This is a genomic window from Gramella sp. KN1008 (assembly GCF_004332155.1).
In the GTDB taxonomy this organism is placed as follows: Bacteria; Bacteroidota; Bacteroidia; order Flavobacteriales; family Flavobacteriaceae; genus Christiangramia.
In genome coordinates this window covers 1-19,925 of the sequence record NZ_SJDV01000013.1, presented here as the reverse complement: position 1 = coordinate 19,925, position 19,925 = coordinate 1, and the positions used below count along the sequence as shown (strand labels likewise).

The 19,925-nt window shown below is 39.9% G+C and carries 21 protein-coding genes, 1 rRNA gene and 1 other RNA gene; 12 read left to right on the top strand and 11 right to left on the bottom strand.

From position 1 onward, the window contains the following. Nucleotides 1-24: 24 nt before the first annotated feature. The 4 genes from rny to EZJ28_RS15205 all read right to left on the bottom strand — a co-directional run bounded on the left by rny (nucleotide 25) and on the right by EZJ28_RS15205 (nucleotide 2,417). Nucleotides 25-1,587: a ribonuclease Y gene (gene rny / locus EZJ28_RS15220; protein WP_131399430.1), complete on the bottom strand. Its 1,563-nt coding sequence runs from the start codon at nucleotides 1,585-1,587 to the stop codon at nucleotides 25-27. A gap of 57 nt (nucleotides 1,588-1,644) precedes the next feature. After that, nucleotides 1,645-1,776: non-coding RNA, 6S RNA (gene ssrS / locus EZJ28_RS15215), on the bottom strand. Nucleotides 1,777-1,826: 50 nt separating this feature from the next. Beyond that, nucleotides 1,827-2,120 (bottom strand): cell division protein ZapA, encoded by a 294-nt coding sequence (locus EZJ28_RS15210; protein WP_131399428.1) that lies wholly within the window; start codon nucleotides 2,118-2,120, stop codon nucleotides 1,827-1,829. Between the two features lie 6 nt (nucleotides 2,121-2,126). Beyond that, complete coding sequence (locus EZJ28_RS15205; RefSeq protein WP_131399426.1) at nucleotides 2,127-2,417, bottom strand: hypothetical protein; 291 nt, start codon at nucleotides 2,415-2,417, stop codon at nucleotides 2,127-2,129. A 182-nt stretch (nucleotides 2,418-2,599) separates the two neighbouring features. Here EZJ28_RS15205 and EZJ28_RS15200 point away from each other — a divergent pair, with 182 nt between their 5' ends. Continuing rightward, a complete protein-coding gene (locus EZJ28_RS15200) occupies nucleotides 2,600-4,294 on the top strand; it encodes a M23 family metallopeptidase (protein WP_131399425.1) in 1,695 nt (564 codons plus the stop codon). An 86-nt stretch (nucleotides 4,295-4,380) separates the two neighbouring features. Here the strand turns inward: EZJ28_RS15200 and EZJ28_RS15195 are convergent, their stop codons facing one another. Beyond that, entirely contained in the window at nucleotides 4,381-5,529 is a 1,149-nt protein-coding gene (locus EZJ28_RS15195; RefSeq protein ID WP_131399423.1) for a cysteine desulfurase family protein, read from the bottom strand. Between the two features lie 87 nt (nucleotides 5,530-5,616). Here EZJ28_RS15195 and EZJ28_RS15190 point away from each other — a divergent pair, with 87 nt between their 5' ends. Continuing rightward, nucleotides 5,617-6,627, top strand: a complete 1,011-nt coding sequence (locus tag EZJ28_RS15190) for a hypothetical protein (RefSeq protein ID WP_131399421.1) — start codon at nucleotides 5,617-5,619, stop codon at nucleotides 6,625-6,627. Between the two features lie 4 nt (nucleotides 6,628-6,631). On the opposite strand, the gene EZJ28_RS15185 is transcribed toward EZJ28_RS15190, so the two are convergent. Together EZJ28_RS15185 and EZJ28_RS15180 are read right to left on the bottom strand one after the other, a co-directional pair. Next, on the bottom strand, nucleotides 6,632-7,180 hold the full coding sequence (locus EZJ28_RS15185; RefSeq protein ID WP_131399419.1) for a DNA mismatch repair protein MutS: 549 nt from the start codon (nucleotides 7,178-7,180) through the stop codon (nucleotides 6,632-6,634). Next, nucleotides 7,180-7,383: a hypothetical protein gene (locus tag EZJ28_RS15180; protein WP_131399417.1), complete on the bottom strand. Its 204-nt coding sequence runs from the start codon at nucleotides 7,381-7,383 to the stop codon at nucleotides 7,180-7,182. The genes EZJ28_RS15185 and EZJ28_RS15180 overlap by 1 nt, the downstream gene beginning before the upstream one ends. Nucleotides 7,384-7,459: 76 nt before the next feature. On the opposite strand from EZJ28_RS15180, the gene EZJ28_RS15175 reads away from it, so the two are divergent. Genes EZJ28_RS15175 through EZJ28_RS15165 form a run of 3 tightly spaced genes read left to right on the top strand, consistent with a single transcriptional unit; the run spans nucleotide 7,460 to nucleotide 9,842 of the window. Then, nucleotides 7,460-9,208: a T9SS type A sorting domain-containing protein gene (locus EZJ28_RS15175; protein ID WP_131399415.1), complete on the top strand. Its 1,749-nt coding sequence runs from the start codon at nucleotides 7,460-7,462 to the stop codon at nucleotides 9,206-9,208. A 17-nt stretch (nucleotides 9,209-9,225) separates the two neighbouring features. Then, complete coding sequence (locus EZJ28_RS15170; protein WP_131399506.1) at nucleotides 9,226-9,498, top strand: DUF2752 domain-containing protein; 273 nt, start codon at nucleotides 9,226-9,228, stop codon at nucleotides 9,496-9,498. A 17-nt stretch (nucleotides 9,499-9,515) separates the two neighbouring features. After that, the gene (locus EZJ28_RS15165) at nucleotides 9,516-9,842 is read left to right on the top strand and encodes a CCC motif membrane protein (RefSeq protein ID WP_131399413.1); all 327 of its coding nucleotides are present in this window, start codon (nucleotides 9,516-9,518) and stop codon (nucleotides 9,840-9,842) included. Nucleotides 9,843-9,908: 66 nt separating this feature from the next. On the opposite strand, the gene rocD is transcribed toward EZJ28_RS15165, so the two are convergent. Further along, nucleotides 9,909-11,192: an ornithine--oxo-acid transaminase gene (gene rocD / locus EZJ28_RS15160; protein ID WP_131399411.1), complete on the bottom strand. Its 1,284-nt coding sequence runs from the start codon at nucleotides 11,190-11,192 to the stop codon at nucleotides 9,909-9,911. A 172-nt stretch (nucleotides 11,193-11,364) separates the two neighbouring features. On the opposite strand from rocD, the gene rlmD reads away from it, so the two are divergent. Genes rlmD through EZJ28_RS15145 form a run of 3 tightly spaced genes read left to right on the top strand, consistent with a single transcriptional unit; the run spans nucleotide 11,365 to nucleotide 13,984 of the window. Next, nucleotides 11,365-12,774 (top strand): 23S rRNA (uracil(1939)-C(5))-methyltransferase RlmD, encoded by a 1,410-nt coding sequence (gene rlmD / locus EZJ28_RS15155; protein WP_131399409.1) that lies wholly within the window; start codon nucleotides 11,365-11,367, stop codon nucleotides 12,772-12,774. Next, complete coding sequence (locus tag EZJ28_RS15150) at nucleotides 12,775-13,293, top strand: DUF6452 family protein (protein ID WP_131399407.1); 519 nt, start codon at nucleotides 12,775-12,777, stop codon at nucleotides 13,291-13,293. After that, a complete protein-coding gene (locus tag EZJ28_RS15145; protein ID WP_207388476.1) occupies nucleotides 13,274-13,984 on the top strand; it encodes a DUF6048 family protein in 711 nt (236 codons plus the stop codon). The genes EZJ28_RS15150 and EZJ28_RS15145 overlap by 20 nt, the downstream gene beginning before the upstream one ends. On the opposite strand, the gene EZJ28_RS15140 is transcribed toward EZJ28_RS15145, so the two are convergent. Next, nucleotides 13,981-15,141 carry a class I SAM-dependent RNA methyltransferase gene (locus tag EZJ28_RS15140; protein ID WP_131399405.1) on the bottom strand — a complete coding sequence of 387 codons (1,161 nt, stop codon included), beginning with the start codon at nucleotides 15,139-15,141 and terminating at the stop codon, nucleotides 13,981-13,983. The genes EZJ28_RS15145 and EZJ28_RS15140 overlap by 4 nt on opposite strands. 111 nt (nucleotides 15,142-15,252) lie before the next feature. Between EZJ28_RS15140 and EZJ28_RS15135 the strand changes: the two genes are divergently transcribed. Both EZJ28_RS15135 and EZJ28_RS15130 read left to right on the top strand, forming a co-directional pair. Beyond that, nucleotides 15,253-15,936 carry a ZIP family metal transporter gene (locus EZJ28_RS15135; protein WP_131399403.1) on the top strand — a complete coding sequence of 228 codons (684 nt, stop codon included), beginning with the start codon at nucleotides 15,253-15,255 and terminating at the stop codon, nucleotides 15,934-15,936. Next, nucleotides 15,937-16,365 (top strand): DUF4268 domain-containing protein, encoded by a 429-nt coding sequence (locus EZJ28_RS15130; RefSeq protein ID WP_131399401.1) that lies wholly within the window; start codon nucleotides 15,937-15,939, stop codon nucleotides 16,363-16,365. Here the strand turns inward: EZJ28_RS15130 and EZJ28_RS15125 are convergent. Beyond that, the gene (locus tag EZJ28_RS15125) at nucleotides 16,362-17,285 is read right to left on the bottom strand and encodes an AraC family transcriptional regulator (protein ID WP_242670143.1); all 924 of its coding nucleotides are present in this window, start codon (nucleotides 17,283-17,285) and stop codon (nucleotides 16,362-16,364) included. The genes EZJ28_RS15130 and EZJ28_RS15125 overlap by 4 nt on opposite strands. A 209-nt stretch (nucleotides 17,286-17,494) precedes the next feature. Here EZJ28_RS15125 and EZJ28_RS15120 point away from each other — a divergent pair, with 209 nt between their 5' ends. Beyond that, nucleotides 17,495-19,018: an aldehyde dehydrogenase family protein gene (locus EZJ28_RS15120; protein WP_131399399.1), complete on the top strand. Its 1,524-nt coding sequence runs from the start codon at nucleotides 17,495-17,497 to the stop codon at nucleotides 19,016-19,018. A gap of 5 nt (nucleotides 19,019-19,023) precedes the next feature. Then, the gene (locus EZJ28_RS15115; RefSeq protein ID WP_131399397.1) at nucleotides 19,024-19,407 is read left to right on the top strand and encodes a DUF779 domain-containing protein; all 384 of its coding nucleotides are present in this window, start codon (nucleotides 19,024-19,026) and stop codon (nucleotides 19,405-19,407) included. 154 nt (nucleotides 19,408-19,561) lie between these two features. Here EZJ28_RS15115 and rrf read toward each other — a convergent pair. Continuing rightward, nucleotides 19,562-19,672: ribosomal RNA gene (gene rrf / locus EZJ28_RS15110) — 5S ribosomal RNA — on the bottom strand. Nucleotides 19,673-19,925: the final 253 nt, after the last annotated feature.

Sequence of the window (19,925 nt, the reverse complement as noted above, 5' to 3'; positions counted from 1 at the left end):
TCGTTTTATAAATAGTAAAAAAGATTATTTAGCCACGTTCACTGCTCTGGTTTCACGGATCACAGTAACCTTTACCTGACCAGGATAGGTCATATCTGTCTGTATCTTCTGCGAGATCTCAAAAGAAAGGTTCGAAGCTTTTTCATCGGTAACCTTTTCACTTTCCACAATTACTCTAAGTTCTCTACCTGCCTGGATGGCGTAAGCTTTCTTTACTCCACCAAATCCAAAAGCGATGTCTTCCAGATCCTTCAATCTCTGGATATAAGAATCAAGCACCTGTCTTCTGGCTCCAGGTCTGGCCCCGCTTATCGCGTCACAAACCTGAATGATTGGTGAAAGCAACGAATTCATTTCTATCTCATCATGGTGAGCACCTATAGCGTTGCATACTTCTGGCTTCTCTCCATATTTTTCTGCCCACTGCATTCCCAGAATTGCGTGAGGTACTTCTGTTTCGGTTTCCGGTACTTTTCCAATATCATGAAGAAGACCGGCACGTTTTGCAAGTTTAGGATTAAGACCTAATTCTGCGGCCATCACTCCACATAATTTGGCAACTTCTCTGGAATGTTGTAATAAATTTTGCCCATAAGAAGAACGATATTTCATTCTACCTACCATCTTTATCAGCTCAGGATTAAGACCGTGAATTCCAAGATCTATCACCGTTCTCTTACCAATATCTATGATTTCCTCCTCTATTTGTTTACGGGTCTTCTTAACAACCTCCTCGATACGCGCTGGGTGAATTCTGCCATCGGTCACAAGTTTATGGAGGGATAATCTTGCCACCTCTCTTCTAACGGAATCAAAACAGCTTAATATAATAGCTTCCGGAGTGTCATCAACGATGATCTCCACGCCTGTTGCCGCTTCCAGCGCACGGATATTCCTTCCCTCACGCCCAATGATCCTACCTTTTACATCATCGCTTTCAAGGTTGAAAACAGAAACGCAATTCTCTATCGCTTCTTCTGTACCAATTCGTTGAATTGTATTAACGATGATCTTCTTGGCTTCCTGTTGTGCGGTAAGTTTTGCCTCTTCAACCGTATCCTGAATAAGGGACATGGCATCAGCCTTTGCGGTATCTTTTAACGATTCAATAAGCTGAGCCTTGGCATCTTCAGCTGAAAGTCCTGAGATCACTTCTAACTGCTGTACTTTACTGTTGTGAAGCTTATCTATTTCTTCCTGCTTCTTTTCAAGGTATTCAACCCTGTGATTATAATCAGCGATCTTCTCCTCCAGATCCTTATTCAGCTTTTTGTTCTTCCCAAGTTCATTAGAGACGTGAGATTCTTTATCCTTTACGCGCTTTTCAGCATCATTTATCTTTTTATCGCGCGCCAGGATAACCTTTTCGTGTTCAGATTTAAGCTCGATGAACTTCTCTTTTGCCTGAAGGATCTTGTCTTTTTTGATGCTTTCTCCTTCGGCCTTAGCCTCCTTGATGATACCGGCTGCCTCTTTCTTCGCGCCTGCGATGGTATTAGAGGCCTGCTTCTTCTCCAGCATTTTGGCAATTCCAAAGCCCAGGGCCAGCCCCACCACTACTGCTATTACTATTGTTAAGATTTCCATTTATTCAGTGTTTAGATAGATATATAAAAAAAGCCTGCATTAGATAGGTTTTGTTATAAACTCCTTAAAATCAGGTTTAGGGCTAACAAGCTGATCAAGGATCCGCTCTCCTCAACCGGATAAACCGGAAAAGGACACGGCACGCTTTTACAACTTAGACTCACCCTTTTTAAAGAATTCGTGTTGAGTTTATCAAAAAAGCACTAATGCAGGCAGTAACCTTATTTTATTTAAAGAACTTATGAGCTTAAATGCTGTTGCAGTAATTCATTAAGTGACCTTAATTTATCCTCTGCTTCAATCATTTCACTCGATTTATCGATATTCTTCTGCTCGGTTTGGGCAGCGAACTGCAATGCACACATTGCAAGAACATCCTGTTTGTCCCTCACCGCATAATTTTGCTCAAACTGCTTGATCATAGCTTCAATCTTCTTCGCCGCCTTTCGCAATCCTTCTTCCTGACTCGGCTGAATGGTTAGCGGATAAACGCGGTCTGCTATCGATATTTTGATCTTCAGTTTATCTTCCATTTTTTATTATTCAGATAACTGAACTATACACTGATCGATCTCTCTAATCAGGCTGTTTATCTTGAGCTTAGTTTCTCTTTTATGGTCGGTACTGCCAAGCATCGCGTTCGCAGCTTTCAGGGTCTGAATCTGATCTCTGGAAGATGCTAAATCTTCCTCCAGTTTTCCATATTCAGTTTTAACAGCAGTCAATTCCTGTTGAAGGTTTTCATTAGACTGTTTCAAAAGTTCATACTTATGAAGCAACTTACTGATCCTATTCTCTAGGTTATCAACTATTTCTGTCATTTCACCCATAAGCGCTAAAACCGATGTGAACCCTTACAAAGTTAACATACGCTTTTAAATATCCCAATACTTTTTTAGCTGTTTTAAAATATTAATCAACAATCATATTAAATCTCTGTTATCAAGAGATTTAATTTTGATCGAAGTTTGTTTAACTTTACGCCAGGTTTAAAATTGAATATACCCGATCTATGAAGAGAGCAACAAGCCTGTTATTCCTAATCTTTTTTTCCAATTCCTTATTTGCGCAATCTCCGGTCCCGGCAGAGTATTTTGAAGATCCTCTTGCGGTACCCCTGGTTTTATCAGGAACTTTCGGCGAATTGAGGTCTAATCATTTCCATAGTGGATTGGATATAAAAACCCAGGGTGTGGAAGGCCTGGAAGTATTGGCCTCGGCTTCCGGATATATAAGCCGAATCAATATCCAGCATTATGGTTACGGAAAAGCCCTTTACATACAGCATCCTAATGGCTTTACTACGGTATATGCGCATTTGCAGCGCCTGGCGCCTAAGCTGAAGGAATATGTAAGAAAAAGACAATACGGTAAAGAATCGTATGAGATCGAATTGTTTCCTGAAGCCGGAGAATTAAAAGTAGAACAGGGTGAAGTGATCGCTTATAGCGGAAATACAGGCGGAAGTGGTGGTCCACATTTACATTTTGAAATCAGGGATGGAAACCAGCGTCCAATGAATGCCCAGATGTTCGGTATCCAGGTTCCCGATAATCGCGCTCCTTTAATCGAAGGTATTTTCGCTTATCCACTTGGAGAAGATGCACATGTAAACAACTCGCAGGAACGTCAAAAATTAAGGTTGATCCCTCTGAATGACGGTTCTTATACCACTAAACAGGTTGAAGCATGCGGTGAAATAGGCTTTGGGATCTCTACTGTAGATCAGCAGGATATGGCTTATAATAAAAATGGAGTTTATAGAATTGAAGCAAATTTAAATGGGGATCAGGTTTTTGAAATCAATTTTGAAAAGTTCTCTTTTTCAGAAACCCGACACCTTAATCAGCTAATCGATTATGAATATTATTCCAAACATCGGGACAGGGTACAGAAACTCTTCAAAAATCCTGGTAATCCACTAAGTCTTTACGGAAAGTTAATACAAGAAGGAAAACTGAATATCAAAGACAGTCTCGACTATCAATATACGATTAGCGTGACTGATATACAGGGCAACGAAAAGCTGATAAGGATCCCTATCAAAGGCCAGGTAAGCGATAGGATACAGAAAAAAGAAAAAAATGAAACCCCTTATCTGGCCAAGGCTAATCAGGCCTTTTCAGTAAAAGAGAATAATATTGACGTGTATATCCCTGAAGGCAGCCTTTATGAAGACGCTTATCTTGATATAAAGTTCACAGGTGATACCATAGAACTGCACAAAGATGAGATCCCACTTCACAGTAATATGACCATAGGTTTCGATATGAGCAGGTACCCGAAAGAAGACTGGGACAAACTGTTTATAGCCAGGCTGGGCAACTATGGCAGGCCAAACTACTCCACCACCTACAAAAAAGGAAACCGTTTCACCACACGCACAAGAACCTTTGGAAAATATACACTTGTAGCCGATATCAACCCTCCGGAAATACGACCGGTTAACTTCTATGACGGGCAATGGATCTCCAATAAGGAAACTCTGAAGGTTAAAATCACCGATGATCTTTCAGGGATTGATTCTTATCGGGCAACGGTTAATGGAAAGTTCATTTTGATGGAATATGAGTATAAAGACAATACTCTTACTCATTATTTTTCTGATGATGTGGTTACCGAAACTGAAAATAACCTGAAGGTGATCGTGGTAGATAATGTTGGAAATACTGCTACATACACCGCGAAATTTTTCAGAAAAGAATAAAAATAAAAAAAACCAGAATTTTCATTCTGGCTTTTTTTATTTTGTAGATAATCCTGAAAATATTTCGATAACTCGAATCAGGATTATTAATTGTCGATGAACTCTTTAAGACTATTCACCACGTAATCTATTTCGTCTTTCGTATTATATCTGGAAAAGGAGAATCTTAATGAAGGTTTTTTAAGGTCTTCTTCTGGCAGGAAAGCATTGAGAACATGTGATCCCTGATCGCTTCCGCTCTGGCAGGCGCTGCCTTTGGAACATGCAATCCCTTTTAGGTCCAGCTGAAAAAGCAGCATCAGTGCCTTTTCTTCAGAAACAGGTAAACTTACGTTTATCAGCGTATAGGTGCTGTTTTCGAAGTCTTCACAATTACCATTGAACTTAACGCCGGGAACTTCATTTTTAAGACTTTCAATAAAATACTTCTTTAAAGAAGTTATATACTCTTTCTCTTCGTCAAGATTATCATAGGCAAGTCTAAGGGACTCTTCCAGACCCACTATATTATGGACCCCCTCAGTTCCCGCACGATGGCCTCGCTCCTGCTCACCTCCAAAAATAAGAGGCTTAAGGCCGGAGTTCCTTCTCACAAATGCGAATCCCACACCTTTGGGACCGTGAAACTTATGTGCACTTACAGCAGTGAAATCTACAGGAATCTCACTTAAATCCAATCTAAAATGTCCTATGGACTGAACAGTATCTGAATGGAAAAGCGCATCATAAGATTTGACAAGCTCTGCAGTTTTCTTCAGATCTATCTTGTTTCCAATCTCATTATTCACATGCATAAGACTCACCAGGGTTTTTTTATCTGAACCCTTCAATAATCTTTCAAGATCAGCGAGATCTACATTCCCATTTTTATCCAGGGCCACATATTCTACTTCCACATTAAAACAATCCTTAAGCTGATTTACGGTATAAAGTACCGCATGATGCTCTACTTTGGAAGTAATTATCCTTTTCACATCAAGGTCTCTAACCGCACTGTTTAAAGCCAGGTTATCTGCCTCGGTTCCTCCAGAAGTAAAAACGATTTCGGAAGCCTTTACATTAAGGATCCCGGCCACCGTTTTCCTTGCTTGCTCAATAAGGGCTTTGGATGATCTTCCAAAACTATGGGTGGAAGATGGATTGCCATAAACTTCTTTTAATGTGCGGGTCATTTTATCGACCACTTCTTCCCTTAACTGGGTTGTAGCTGCTGAATCAAAATAGACTTTATCCATGGCTGCAAAATTAAGGGAAATAAAATAATTTCCTACATCGCTTCCTTATAAGTTTGATTCCTTTATTTTTGTTGAAAAAGCATCCTGATGAGACGTTTGCTGTTGGGCATATTCATTTCACTTCTTTTCTCCGCCTGTGATGACGGGGATATTATTGTTACCAGTTTTGACTTTGAGGACAGTAGCCTGAAATTCTGTAGCGGTCCTAATAAAAATGTTATCTACGCCATTAATAACAATGACGTTTACGAGTCTATCTCTCTTGAGTTTAGCAATAATAATCAACTGGATGTAGATGAAGACGGTAATATTATCCCGCCTGATGAAGATCAGGTAAGTTTTCCATTAAGTGGAAGCAACCGTGTTGTGTACAGAATATATGATTCTGAAGTACCCAATGACTATTTCTGTAACGTGGTACCTCCCAGCTCACCAGACGTAATTGAGGAATGGGTAAGCGGGACAGGCGGAACCGTAATTATAAATACAGATTTTATTGATGAAACCGCCACCTCCGATCCTGATAGGGACGGACTGGAAAACCGCGAAGAAGGCTGGAATTCCCTTGGGGAAGATCTTCAGGATACGGATGAGGATGGAATACCTGACTATCTTGATAAGGACGATGATGGCGATAATGTTCCAACCTCAAACGAACTTGCCAACAGCGCAAATGATCCCGTAAATGAAAACGGCTACCGTGATACTGATGAAGATGGAATTCCTAATTACCTTGATAATGATGATGATAATGACGGGGTCCTAACAAGATTTGAGGTTGAAGAAGGTGATGAAGACAATCCTGCAGCATTCCAGACGGCACAGGGAATTTCAAATTATCTCAACCAGGAACAAACCGCCGAATTCCAGCATGAGGTATATATCTCCCATGATATCACTCGTAACTACGGACTCCAGATCCTTATAAATAATCTGAAATTCGAAAAGCAGGATGGTTCCGGCGAATCCATTCAGTTTGAGACTTATAATCTAGGTAACCTGAGTTCAAATAGTGTGGATTTCCCACAATGTCCAGGTCAGGACCCTGATTGTAGCGATACTGAAGAGGAAGAAGAAACTACTGAGACTGAAGGCTAGTAGATCAGGGATTCTGATAAACGTATACCTCCATGGCTCCCAAACCATACTTCTGATAATCGGCGTCATAAAATCTGATATTTGAATATCTGCCTAACAGGTATTCCAGTTCCATTTTTAAAACGCCCTCTCCCACTCCATGTATAAAAACAATTCTCTGTATTCGGTTCCTTATTGCAAACTCAAGTTTGTGCCTGGCAGTATCCAGCTGTAAATTAAGTATCTCATGATTGCTCATGCCTTTGGATGACCTTATTAGTTGGTTAACATGCAGGTCTACCTCCATGGGAGGTTGTTGTTTATCTTTTGATCTGGCAGGCCTGGATTTTGGCTTTTTTACTGGTTTCTTTTCTTTAAGTACCTCTTCAAAATCAAAACCTTCAATAGTTGCCGGATCAATATCATCATCGATTTTCACTAATTGATCTGCTGGAAAACTCATGATAAAACCATCTTCGGTTTTAATACTGATTTCGTCACCATTAATCTCCTGAACGATCCCGCTCAGTTCATCATCCAACAGCTCCACTTTATCTCCCGGTCTAAACTCCATTAGTCATCCTGATTTTCATTTTCCTTTTTATGGTCATCCTTGGTAGCTACCCAGTAATTGGTTGCTCTGTAAAGTCCAAGCATAATAATTACAAGGCCAATAATTTTAAAAAACGGGCTAACATCCTCAGCCGAAATGGCATAAAGAAGCATTCCCCCTCCAGCAACAATAAGCAAAGTGTTTATAATTTGTGAATTATTCATTTTCAGTAAGTTAAATATTTTAAAAGCTAATTTTGAAATGCTTTATTTACTACTTTTAGGCAAATTTATGGCTTTCATGAAGCTTCCACTCCTTTTTTTGATGATTTTTAGCGCAAGCACGCTCTATGCGCAATTATACATTATGCCTTCTGATAAATCAGACAGCTATATTTATGCAAAGGATCGACTGATTTTTGTAAAAGATGAAATTCATCTGACCGAAAACCTTCACAAGGAAACTCAGGCGAGCCTGTATCTGAGAAAAGATGCACAATTACTTCAGGGAGCAAAGATAAGTAGTCTGAATAACGGCTCCGGTATGATCTCCATTTTTCAGGCTGGAACCTCTAATGCCTATGATTATAATTACTGGGGTTTACCAATTGAGATCCGAGATAATAATATACAGCTGAATGATATTATTTATGAAACTCTGGGTAATACAGAAAGCAGAAAAGCAAAACTTATATCCGCTCTTGATGGCAGCAGCAGTCCTTTAAGCATCTCCAACCGTTGGATCTACACATTTTCAGGAAACAATTATTCCAGCTGGCTCTATGCCGGTGACCATTTTGACCTTCTTCCTGGAGAAGGCTTTACCATGAAGGGAGTAAACGGAGTAAATATGAATGAAGTTGAAGGAGAACCTATTAATGCAGGCTCGGCACATATTTATGATTTTCGTGGGCTTCCGAATAATGGAAAGATTGAACTGTCAATTACCAAAGACCAGATCCTCCTTGTTGGGAATCCCTATCCTTCAGCCCTGGATCTTGACAAATTTCTCATAGAAAATACTTCTTCCACAGGAATCGCTTACTTCTGGGATTCCCGAAAAGATGGAAACTCACATTATCTTTCCGATTACGAAGGTGGTTATGGAACATATTCTCCGGGAGCCGGGATATATGTCCCTGCAATATTCCGGAAATATCCCAATGGAGCCGAGACTGGTGAAACCGGAAGAACCATTGCCAGAAAAGTAAGTCCTGTAGCACAGGGATTCATGATCATTGGCAAAAATGACGGAAAAGTATTTTTCCAAAACTCGCACCGAATGTTTCAAAAGGAAAATCCCGGGATCTCTGAATTCAAAAGTCCTGAATCAGCTATTCCTTCTTTGAAACTGAATATAGAATTAGATTCTACCTACATAAGGCAACTTGTTCTGGCCTTCAGAGAGGATAGTAGTCCAGATGAAGACCATGCTATGGATGCCCGGAAGATGGACGCTTCTCCAAGCGACGTGAGCTGGTCCCTTTCTGGAGAACCTTACGTAATTAACGTAAGACCTAAATTAGATGAAGAGCTTATACCTTTAAGGATATCTCTAAACAAAGAAACAAGTCTCCAGTTCTCTGTTGGAGAAACTAATAATTTTAATCCCGACCGTTTGTTCATTTATGATGCGAAGGATGATCTCTATTTTGGGATTAAAACCGGATACTTAAAGATAAAATTACCTAAGGGTAAATATAATGATCGATTCTATTTAAGTTTTATCGAGAAACTACCGACCACCAATTCTGATCCCGAAACGCCCGAAGGTTTTAAACCAAAACCTCCTAATATTCTTCTTAACACTATAGATATATTCCAGAATAACCGGGAAGAAAGGTTAGAAATAAAAATTTTATACGATTCGGGAATCAGCAGTTTAATGGTGTATGATCTTAATGGTAAGCTTGTTTTTAATCGCAGTTTTAAAGGACTTCAGAAAGAATTTACAATGCCTACAGGAAATCTGGGAAATGCTGTTTATATTGTAAAGGTAAATACAATAGATAAACTCGAGCTAACCAAAAAAATAGGTGTAAGGAATTGACCAGTATTCAAGAATATATGCTGCCGTGCTTGAACAAGACCCTTTTCGGTATAGATTGTACTGGATGTGGGGCTCAACGGTCTGTAGCCTTATTATTCCAGGGGGAGTTTTCCGAAGCCTTCTTTATGTATCCGGCTATCTACAGTCTGCTAATATTATTTTTATTCCTGGTTTTTAATCTTTTTTTTAAATTTAAATATGATTATAGCATAAAGATAGGACTCATTTTGTTGAATGCTGTTATTATCGCCATCGCGTATATCATTAAAATGATTCATATTTTCAACTAACCAATTAAATCCTTCTTATGGAAAGAAAAGAATTACCCAATTCGACCCTTATTTTAGTATTCGGAATTTTATCAATTGTAGGTTGTTGCTGCTACGGCATCCTTGGTATTGTGTTCGGGATCATAGCTCTGGTGATGTCTAACCGGGCCATGGAGATATATAGTGCCAATCCCGAACTTTACACGGGTTACCAGAATGTAAAAACCGGAAGAATACTTGCGATCATAGGTCTTGTATTAAGTGCCCTAAGCTTTATAAGCATAGTAATTAGTTTTATTTTCTATGGTGGCCTTGAAGGCATCTATGATATGCAGGAAGAGATCCTCAGAGAATATGGAGGTTAGGAAGGTTTATATAAAAACAAAAATCCCGCTTAAAAGCGGGATTTTTTTATTCTTTATTATATCGAATTATTTTTCAAACTGTTTTAAGGTTCTGATAATAATATCCACACAATCTCTGAGCTGTTCTTCATTCATAACAAGTGGAGGAGCAAAACGAATGATATTACCATGAGTTGGTTTGGCTAGCAATCCGTTTTCCTTTAAAGCCATACAAATATCCCACGCAGTGCTACTTTCGGGTGAATCGTTTATCACGATTGCGTTCAAAAGTCCACGACCTCTAACAAGGTTCACTATATTCGATTCCCTGATATAATCATCCAGCAATCTTCGGAAAAGTTTCCCCAGTTTTCTTGCATTCTGAGTAAGATGTTCATCTCTTACCACATCCAGGGCAGCAACTGCTACAGCTGCAGCCACAGGATTCCCTCCAAAGGTAGACCCGTGCTGACCAGGCTGGATTACATCCATAACTTCATCATTGGCAAGTACTGCAGAAACCGGGTAGTTCCCTCCTGATAGCGCTTTACCAAGAATAAGGATATCCGGTCTTGTATAGGTGTCTTCCTGTCTTTCACAATGATTTTCACAGGTACAGTGGCCACAAACCGCAAGCAAACCTCCGGTCCTGCCAATTCCCGTCTGGATCTCATCCGCCATGAAAAGTACATTGTGCTTATTACAAATTTCTTTTGCCTTAGACATAAAATCATCGGCAGGCGTATATACTCCAGCCTCTCCCTGAATAGGTTCTACTAAAAATCCAGCTACGCTTGGATTATTTTCAATGGCCGCTTCCAGCGCTTCCGGATCATCATAAGGAATTTTAATAAATCCCGGAGTATAAGGCCCAAAGTTCTTTCGCGCCTCTTCGTCATTAGAAAACGAAATGATCGTTGTAGTCCTACCATGGAAATTGTTCTCACAAACAATGATCTGAGCTTCTGTTTCCTTGACACCTTTTCTTTCATATGCCCATTTACGTGCGATCTTTATAGCTGTTTCAACCGCTTCAGCTCCGGTATTCATGGGTAAAAGCTTATCAAAACCAAAATATTCGGTAGCGTATTTTTCATAGGCTCCCAGTACATCATTATGGAAGGCTCTTGAAGTAAGAGCAAGCCTGGAAGCCTGCTCATGCAAAGCTTCAATGATATTTGGATGACAATGCCCCTGGTTAACCGCCGAATAGGCCGAAAGAAAATCGTAATATTTGTTGCCTTCCACATCCCACACATGAACTCCTTCTCCCCTGCTTAGTACTGCAGGTAATGGATGGTAGTTATGAGCTCCATGTTGGTCTTCAAGTTTAATAGCTTCTTCAGAAGAATTAATTTTTGGTAATGGCATGTAAAATCAGTTTTTGTATTAGTGTTAAGCAATTCCTTCTTTTTTCTCCTGAAAAACGGACGAAAAGGAGAGAAATCATCCCAAATTCTGAATTGCTGCAAATTACTAAATGTTTGCTGAAAATTTCAACCGCCCTCTCTTTAAATCTTGTTAATTATCCTATTTTTGCGCTATGGCCAGAAGAAATAAAAACAAGCTTTTTAGCGAAATTGAAGTGACCGATGCGGGTGCCAAAGGCAAGGCAGTTGCCAAATCTCCTGATGGACGTGTAATCTTTATTGACAATGCAGTGCCGGGAGATATCGCCGATGTGCAGACGACCCGAAAGAGAAAATCGTATTACCAGGGAACCGCGGTAGAATTCCATAAACTTTCAGATAAAAGAACCGAACCGGTTTGCAGGCATTTTGGAACCTGTGGTGGCTGCAAGTGGCAGAATATGGAATACAAATACCAGCTCGAATATAAGCAACAGGAAGTTATAAATAATCTTCGCCGCCTGGGAAAAATTGAATTACCAGAAGTTACACCCATACTCGGAAGCGAGAAAATTTACTTCTATCGCAATAAAATGGAGTTCTCCTTCAGTGATAGCCGCTGGTTAACCCAGAAAGAGATCCAAAGCGGGGAGAATATCGAAAACCGAAATGCTCTTGGTTTCCATATTCCCGGAATGTGGGATAAGATCCTTGATATAGAAAAGTGTCATCTTCAGGAAGATCCCAGCAATGCAATCAGGAATTTCGTAAAAAAATTCGCCACAGAAAATGGACTGGAATTCTTCAATACCCGTAATCAGGAAGGATTGCTACGTACGCTTATGCTTCGAACTTCTTCCACCGGGGAAATAATGGTACTAATTCAGTTTTATGAGGACAGAAAAGATCAGCGGGAATTATTGCTGAATGCGATTGCCAAAAAGTTCCCGGAGATCACTTCTCTTCAATATGTGATCAATAATAAGCCTAATGACACCATTTACGATCAGGAAGTGATCTGCTATAAAGGCCGTGATCATATCTTTGAGGAAATGGAAGGGCTTAAATTCAAAATTAACGCAAAATCATTTTATCAGACAAATTCAGACCAGGCTTATAATCTATACAAAATAGCCAGGGATTATGCTGGTTTGAAAGGAGATGAACTGGTTTACGATCTGTATACCGGAACAGGAACCATTGCTCAGTTCGTGGCAAAACAGGCAAAAAAAGTGATTGGTGTTGAGGCAGTTCCGGAAGCGATCATAGATGCCAGGGAGAATGCCGAAAGAAATAATATTGAGAATGTGGAGTTCTACGTTGGGGATATGCGAAAGGTTTTTACCGAAAGCTTTATCAATAAACATGGACATCCAGACGTTATTATAACCGATCCACCAAGGGACGGTATGCATAAAGATGTGGTGGCACAAATTATTGGTATATTGCCGGAGCGTATCGTGTATGTTAGCTGTAATTCGGCTACCCAGGCAAGAGATCTTGCCTTACTGGACGAACATTATAAGGTTACGGCCACCCAGGCAGTGGATATGTTTCCGCAGACGCATCATGTGGAGAACGTGGTTTGCTTAGAAAGACGATAAATGAAAAGCTATACTTATAAATTTTTACTTATTTCTTTTTTATTGGTCGGTTTTGCCTGTCAGCGCGACGACATTTGTCCTGAAAGCACTGAGACCACTCCCCTGCTCATAATCAGGTTTTATGACAATGAAGCTCCCGAGGAACTTCAGGCGCCCCAGAATCTCAGAGTTCGCTCTGTCGGCAATGATACAAGTTATGTCTATAATCGCTATAGCCAGGATAGTATTGCCATTCCCTTAAGAACCGATCAGGATATTACCGAATACATTTTCACATTGAATACACCAGCCGACCCGCAAGAAGGTGAAGAACCGGATGAGCCTGGAAATTCTGATATTTTAACCATCAGTTATGGCCGGGAAGAAGAGTACCTTAACCGTGCCTGTGCCTATAAGGTAAACTATGTTGGCTTAAATGTAGATGTGGAAAATGACGATGACAACTGGATACAGGATATTCAGATTGAACGCCCGAATGTTGAAGATCAAAATCAGGCCCATGTATCGATATTTTTCTAGCCTATTTTTAATTCTTTTTTTCTGTCTTTCTGCCCTTGCACAGGAACAAACGACAGTGAATGTGAATGATACTATTCGGTATAAGGACAAATATGGAATAAGAGTGGGTGTTGACCTAAGTAAACCTCTCAGGAACTTGATTGATGACAAATATAGAGGGCTGGAACTGGTAGGTGATTACCGTGTTTATAATAATTTTTACGCGGCTGCCGAAATAGGAAATGAAGAGATCACCTTTGAAGGTGACAATATACAGACCCTGACTAAGGGAAGCTATATTAAAGTAGGGGGTGATTATAATGCATACGAGAACTGGCAGGATATGCAGAATGCCATCTTTGTAGGCGTCCGTTACGGCTTTGCAACATTTTCCCAAACCCTGGATCAATACAGGGTTTATACTTCTTCAGACTATTTTGGTCCGGACATTAGGGAAGATGACAGTGAAGTAAGCGGACTTACAGCTAACTGGGCAGAACTGGTAGTAGGACTCAAAGTTGAAGTACTAAAAAACCTTTTCCTTTCTGCCAATGTTCAGCTAAAAAGAAGAATTGGCCAGAACAGTCCTTCAAACTTCGACAATCTTGTTATCCCCGGCTTCGGCCGCACTTATGACGGTAGTGAATTTGGAGCAGGCTATGGTTATTCTATCTCCTACCTTCTTCCCCTTTACAAGAAAGACAGGAATTAGTTATCCTGCTTGCTTTTCTTCTTGGAGCCTTCATAGATCACATATTTCAGTAACCGGCCTTCCAGAGGACCGTTATAAAGTTTGATCTTTCTTGAAGCCCTGAGCCCTACGCTTTTTATGGCGTCAAAATTAGTAGCGATGAACCAGGCATGCGTACCATGATAATTCTGCTTAAGGGTATCCCCTATTTTCGCGTAGAATTCCTCTACATCTATTTCCAGACGCTCTCCATATGGAGGATTAAAGAGTATATGAAGATATCTGTCAGTTTCCTTTTCACTTTCGAAAAAGTTCTTCTGTTCAATCTGGATAAATTCTGAAAGATTGGCATTCTTCACATTCTCCCTGGCTTTCATTACTGCTGAAGGTGCCTTATCATAACCACGAATCTTAAAGCTGAAGTCCCTGATCTTTTTCATGGCAGATTCCTCAATCTTCTCATATAGATCTTCATCCCAGTCTTTCCATTTTTCAAAAGCAAATTCCTTTCTGTTAAGGTTTGGAGGGATATTACAGGCTATCATAGCGGCCTCGATGGGAATCGTACCACTTCCGCACATTGGGTCCAGAAAATCACACTGGCCCTGCCATCCGGAAAGGATTAGCATTCCCGCTGCAAGCACTTCATTAATGGGTGCTATGTTTGTTGCCGCCCTGTACCCTCTTTTATGAAGGGAATCTCCGGAGCTGTCAAAAGAAACATTACAGTAATTCTTCTCTATATGAATATTGATACGAAGATCAGGGAAATCAAGGTCTACATCCGGTCTTTTTCCATAACGGTCTCGAAACCTGTCTACGATAGCATCCTTGGTCTTTAGCGCAACATACTGTGAATGTGTGAAAATATCCGAATGTACCGCCGAATCTATTGCCAGACTACCGTTCACATCCAGAAAATCCTCCCATGGGAGTCGTTTAATGTTATCGTATAGTTCCTGTTCAGAATTTACTTTAAAGCTTTCATAAGGTTTAAGGATCTTTATAGCTGTGCGCAGGCACAGGTTTGCTTTATACATGAATCCCTTGTCACCAACAAAGCTCACCATCCGGTTACCCTGTTTGATATCCATCGCCCCAAGATCCAGTAATTCTTTCGCCAGGATCGCTTCAAAACCATATAAGGTCTTTGCGATCATTTTAAAGTTATTCGCCATAATCCTTCTTTATAGAACGACAAAAATAAGTTAATTTTGTGCGGAAAGTATAATAATTACAGGATTGTTCCCCTTATAAGGGAGCTGTCGTTAATCAACCCCAGTAATAACTTGCTTACGAACCTTTATATCTATATACTACCCATACTTGCAGTTGCGGTAGGTTATCTAATCTCACTCTTTTTGAAACCGGGAAGCTCTTCCGGCTTCAAACTTTTACTGGCGTTCAGTGGCGCGTACCTGCTTGCGGTAACGGTACTTGAACTGCTACCTGATGTGTACCGCGAGCCTGATTCAGGCATAGGGGTTTTCATCATGCTGGGATTATTATTACAGATCGTGTTAGAATTTCTGTCTAAAGGAGTTGAGCACGGCCATCTGCATTTTCATGAGAACTCAACGGCCTTCCCTCTTCTGCTACTTGTGAGCTTAAGCATTCATTCCCTTCTGGAAGGTTTCCCTCTGGATAAGCACAATCATCTCCTGCACGGGGTGGTTGTACATAAAATTCCGGTGGCCGCCATACTTTCGGTCTTTTTGGTTCATAGTAAACTGAGTAAAACCAAAGTTTTCCTTTTTCTTGGCTTCTTTGGACTAATGACGCCTTTGGGAAGCTGGTTAAAAAATAATGTTGAATTTATTTCTGAATATGCTACCTATGTCAATGCGGTAGTTATAGGTATCTTTCTTCACGTTTCAACAACTATATTATTTGAAGCCTCAAAGAACCATTCCTTTAACGCGTCAAAACTGGCAGTGATCATCCTGGGTATTCTACTGGCTTATTTTATTTAAATGTTCAGCAGGGAAGAATCAAAAAGACTAAGACAGGAATTCTGGACCAGCTTCGGAAAAGAATATCCTCGAAAATGGATTCTTTACAATACTAAAATTAAGGAGATTCAGCTCAAATTCACATTTAACCGTAAGCTTGCCCAGGTTTCTCTAGATATTATTGATGAAGATGAGTTAATAAGGGCTTATTATTTTGAAAAACTTGAATCACTTCAAAAGATTGTGAAAAGTGAATATCTTCCTGAAATTATTTTTGATTCACAATATGAACTGCCGGAGGGAAAGGTCATCTCCCGGATCTATGTCCAGCTTGATAATGTAAGTATTCATAATCAAAAGGACTGGCCTCTGGTAAAGGAATTTCTTGCTTCGAAAATGTTGCGGTTAGAAGAATTCTTTAAGGATTTTAAAGAATTTCTGCATAGTTAAACTTCTGCTCTTACTTGTCTCAGTCTGGATTGGTAATCACCTGGTGTGATTTTCTTCCTGCTTTTAAATACGCGGTTAAAATACGACCTGCTTTCAAAACCACATTCCAGATATACTTCCTTAACCGTTCGTTTTTCATCCTGTAGCAGGCTTACGGCCTTTTTTATACGCTCCGTATTTATAAAATCAGTTGGAGACATGCCGAGCTCGTTTTTAAAAACCCTGTAAAAATTTGAGACACTCATACAGGCCTTCTCACTCAACAGCTCTATGGGAATAGGACGGTGCAAATTGCATCTTATATATTCCACCACATAGGCAAGCCTGCTGTTACTGCTTAATTTCAAGCTTTTATCAGAATATATCTTCCTGGAATTGGTCTGCATGATCCTGATCACAAGTTCCTGAAGCATATTATCTACAAAGAGTTCTTTTGAAGGATGGTTTTCAGTAAAGAGAAAAATAAGACGCTGCAGGATTTGATAAATCCCGATATCATTGGTGAAGTGAAAGTTATAATCCATAAGGTTCCACTCCCTGTCATCAGCCTTACTCATATTTTCGTTCATATGATCAAGGACTTTTTTAATTTTTTCTTCGGAAATGGCCATGGCAAGACAACGTGTTGGGTTGGTTTCCAAAGCTTCTGGAAAATCGATACACATCAATTCATTTGCAGGTAAAATCAGGGATTCACCAGGCAGAAAATTAAAATGCTGCTTTTCCCGAAGGTGCATTATCTTTTTACCTTCCAGCATACTGGCAAGCACCGGCTGATCAAATTGCAGCAATACACTCTCTGCCTGTTGATGAGTTTCAAAAATATGAAGAGATGCATTGTTCATGGTATAAGAGGTTTGATTCTCTACCAGATTCTCAAGTTTTCGATTTTTCAGAAAATGTTTTGGCAACTGCATCATTACATCAATATCAGAAATTCATTTTTCAATATTTAATTCTACTAAAAATACATTTTTTTATAAATATTTATGTCAATTAATCATTAAATGATCTATTTGTTCACCGTATTAATAGAATAGGTCAGACATAATTGAAATCGAAAAGTTAAATTTGAGAAGCCCCGCTTTATTCCTCCGGAAAAATTTCAGTTTAATTTAATATAACGATTATGAGTGATGTACAAACAACAGAAAAAAAGTCCATTCAAAGACCACATTTTAAAGATAAGTATGATAATTATATCGGTGGTAAATGGACTGCCCCGGTAAAGGGAGAGTATTTTGACAATATATCTCCTGTAGATGGTAACAGTTTTACAAAAGTTGCCAGGTCTACCGAAGAAGATATTAATAAAGCCATAGATGCTGCCTGGAAAGCTGCTCCGGAATGGAATAACTCTTCTGCCGCATATCGCAGTAACCTCTTATTAAAGATAGCCGATATAATGGAAGCCAATCTGGAAGACCTGGCGAGGGCAGAGACCTGGGATAATGGAAAAGCAGTAAGGGAAACCCTGGCGGCTGACCTGCCTCTTGCAGTAGATCATTTCAGATATTTTGCCGGAGTGATAAGAGCTGAGGAAGGTTCGGTTAGTGAACTGGACTCCAATACGGTTTGTATCAATGTAACAGAACCTTTGGGTGTTGTTGGCCAGATAATCCCCTGGAATTTCCCTATACTAATGGCCACCTGGAAACTGGCACCAGCCCTGGCTGCAGGTAATTGTGTTGTACTAAAACCCGCCGAGCAAACACCGGTAGGAATAATGATATTAATGGAACTAATTGAAGATGTACTGCCCGCAGGTGTTCTGAATATAGTGAATGGTTTTGGAGCGGAAGCTGGGAAACCATTAGCTTCGAGTCCAAGAATTAATAAAATTGCTTTTACGGGAGAAACCACTACGGGTCAGCTTATCATGCAGTATGCTTCAAAAAATATCACACCTGTAACTCTCGAGCTTGGCGGAAAATCGCCTAATATTTTCTTTGCTAATATTATGGATGCTGATGATGAATTCCTGGATAAATGTATTGAAGGAGCAGTTATGTTTGCGCTAAATCAGGGAGAAGTTTGTACCTGTCCATCCCGACTTCTAATTCAGGAAAGTATTTATGATAAATTCATTGAGAAAGTTATACAGCGTACCGAAGCTATTAAATTAGGACATCCACTGGATCCCGAAACTATGATGGGCGCCCAGGCCTCCAATGACCAGTATGAAAAGATCCTGAATTATATCAATATAGGGAAAGAAGAAGGCTGTGAGGTCCTTACCGGAGGTGAAGCTGCATTCAATGAAGGACTTGATGGCGGCTACTATATTAAACCGACGATATTAAAAGGTAATAACAAAATGAGAGTATTCCAGGAAGAGATCTTCGGGCCCGTAGTTTGTGTAACTACATTCAAAGATGAAGCTGAAGCAATAGAAATTGCAAATGATACTTTATATGGACTGGGCGCCGGTGTATGGACCAGGGACACTCATCAGGCATATCAGATATCCAGAGCTATCAAAGCAGGTCGTGTATGGGTTAATAATTATCACAATTATCCTGCACATGCTCCGTTTGGCGGATATAAGAAATCTGGTATTGGCCGTGAAAATCATAAAATGATGCTTTCACATTACCGTCATACCAAGAATATGCTAATTTCCTATGACAAGAAACCAATGGGATTCTTTTAAGAAGGATGGTCAAAAGAGTAAATATAACAACGGAAGCAGCTGAAATCATTGATAAGCTCCGCGACAGGCACGGTGAACTCATGTTTCATCAGAGTGGGGGTTGCTGTGACGGCTCCTCCCCAATGTGTCTTGAAAAAGGTGATTTATTGTTAAATGAAAATGATGTCTGGCTCGGTAATATTCATGGCTGTGATTTTTTCATGTCCAAAGACCAGTTTGAATATTGGAAGCACACGCAACTACTGGTTGATATTACTAAAGGGCGAGGTTCGAGTTTTTCTTTAGAAATTCCCCTGGGGCTTAGATTTGTTATAAAATCCAGAATGTTTAACCAGGAAGAAATGGAAGACCTGGAACCAATTAAGTTTGGGGAATCTTTTATTGATTAATGCTACTTATGTTAATTGTCAGGTTATAAACCCGCATGTCCCAATGCGGGTTTATTTTTTAATTAAAATTCGAAAAATAATATAAGAGAATAGCGGTATCTGAGATATACGCATAAAAAAACCCTTTATCTGTTTAGATAAAGGGTTTTCAAGAAGAAGGCGGCGACCTACTCTCCCACAATGATAGCAGTACCATCGGCGCTAACGGGCTTAACTTCTCTGTTCGGAATGGGAAGAGGTGAGCCCCGTTGCTATAGCCACCTTAAATTTTAAGTCATAAGCTTTCAGTTAAAAGCTTTAAGCTCAATGCTGAGTGCTTAAGACTGCCCGGAACGGGCTAATATTGTTGACATATCTGAAGAAACGAAAAACAAAGAGCTGCAGTACACTAATAAAATAAGCATTTGGCGGTTCCGGAGTTTTGCGGCTCCGGAACCATTACGCATCAAGCTTTACGGAGTATTAGTACTACTCGGCTATGACATTACTGCCTTTACACCTGTAGCCTATCAACGTGG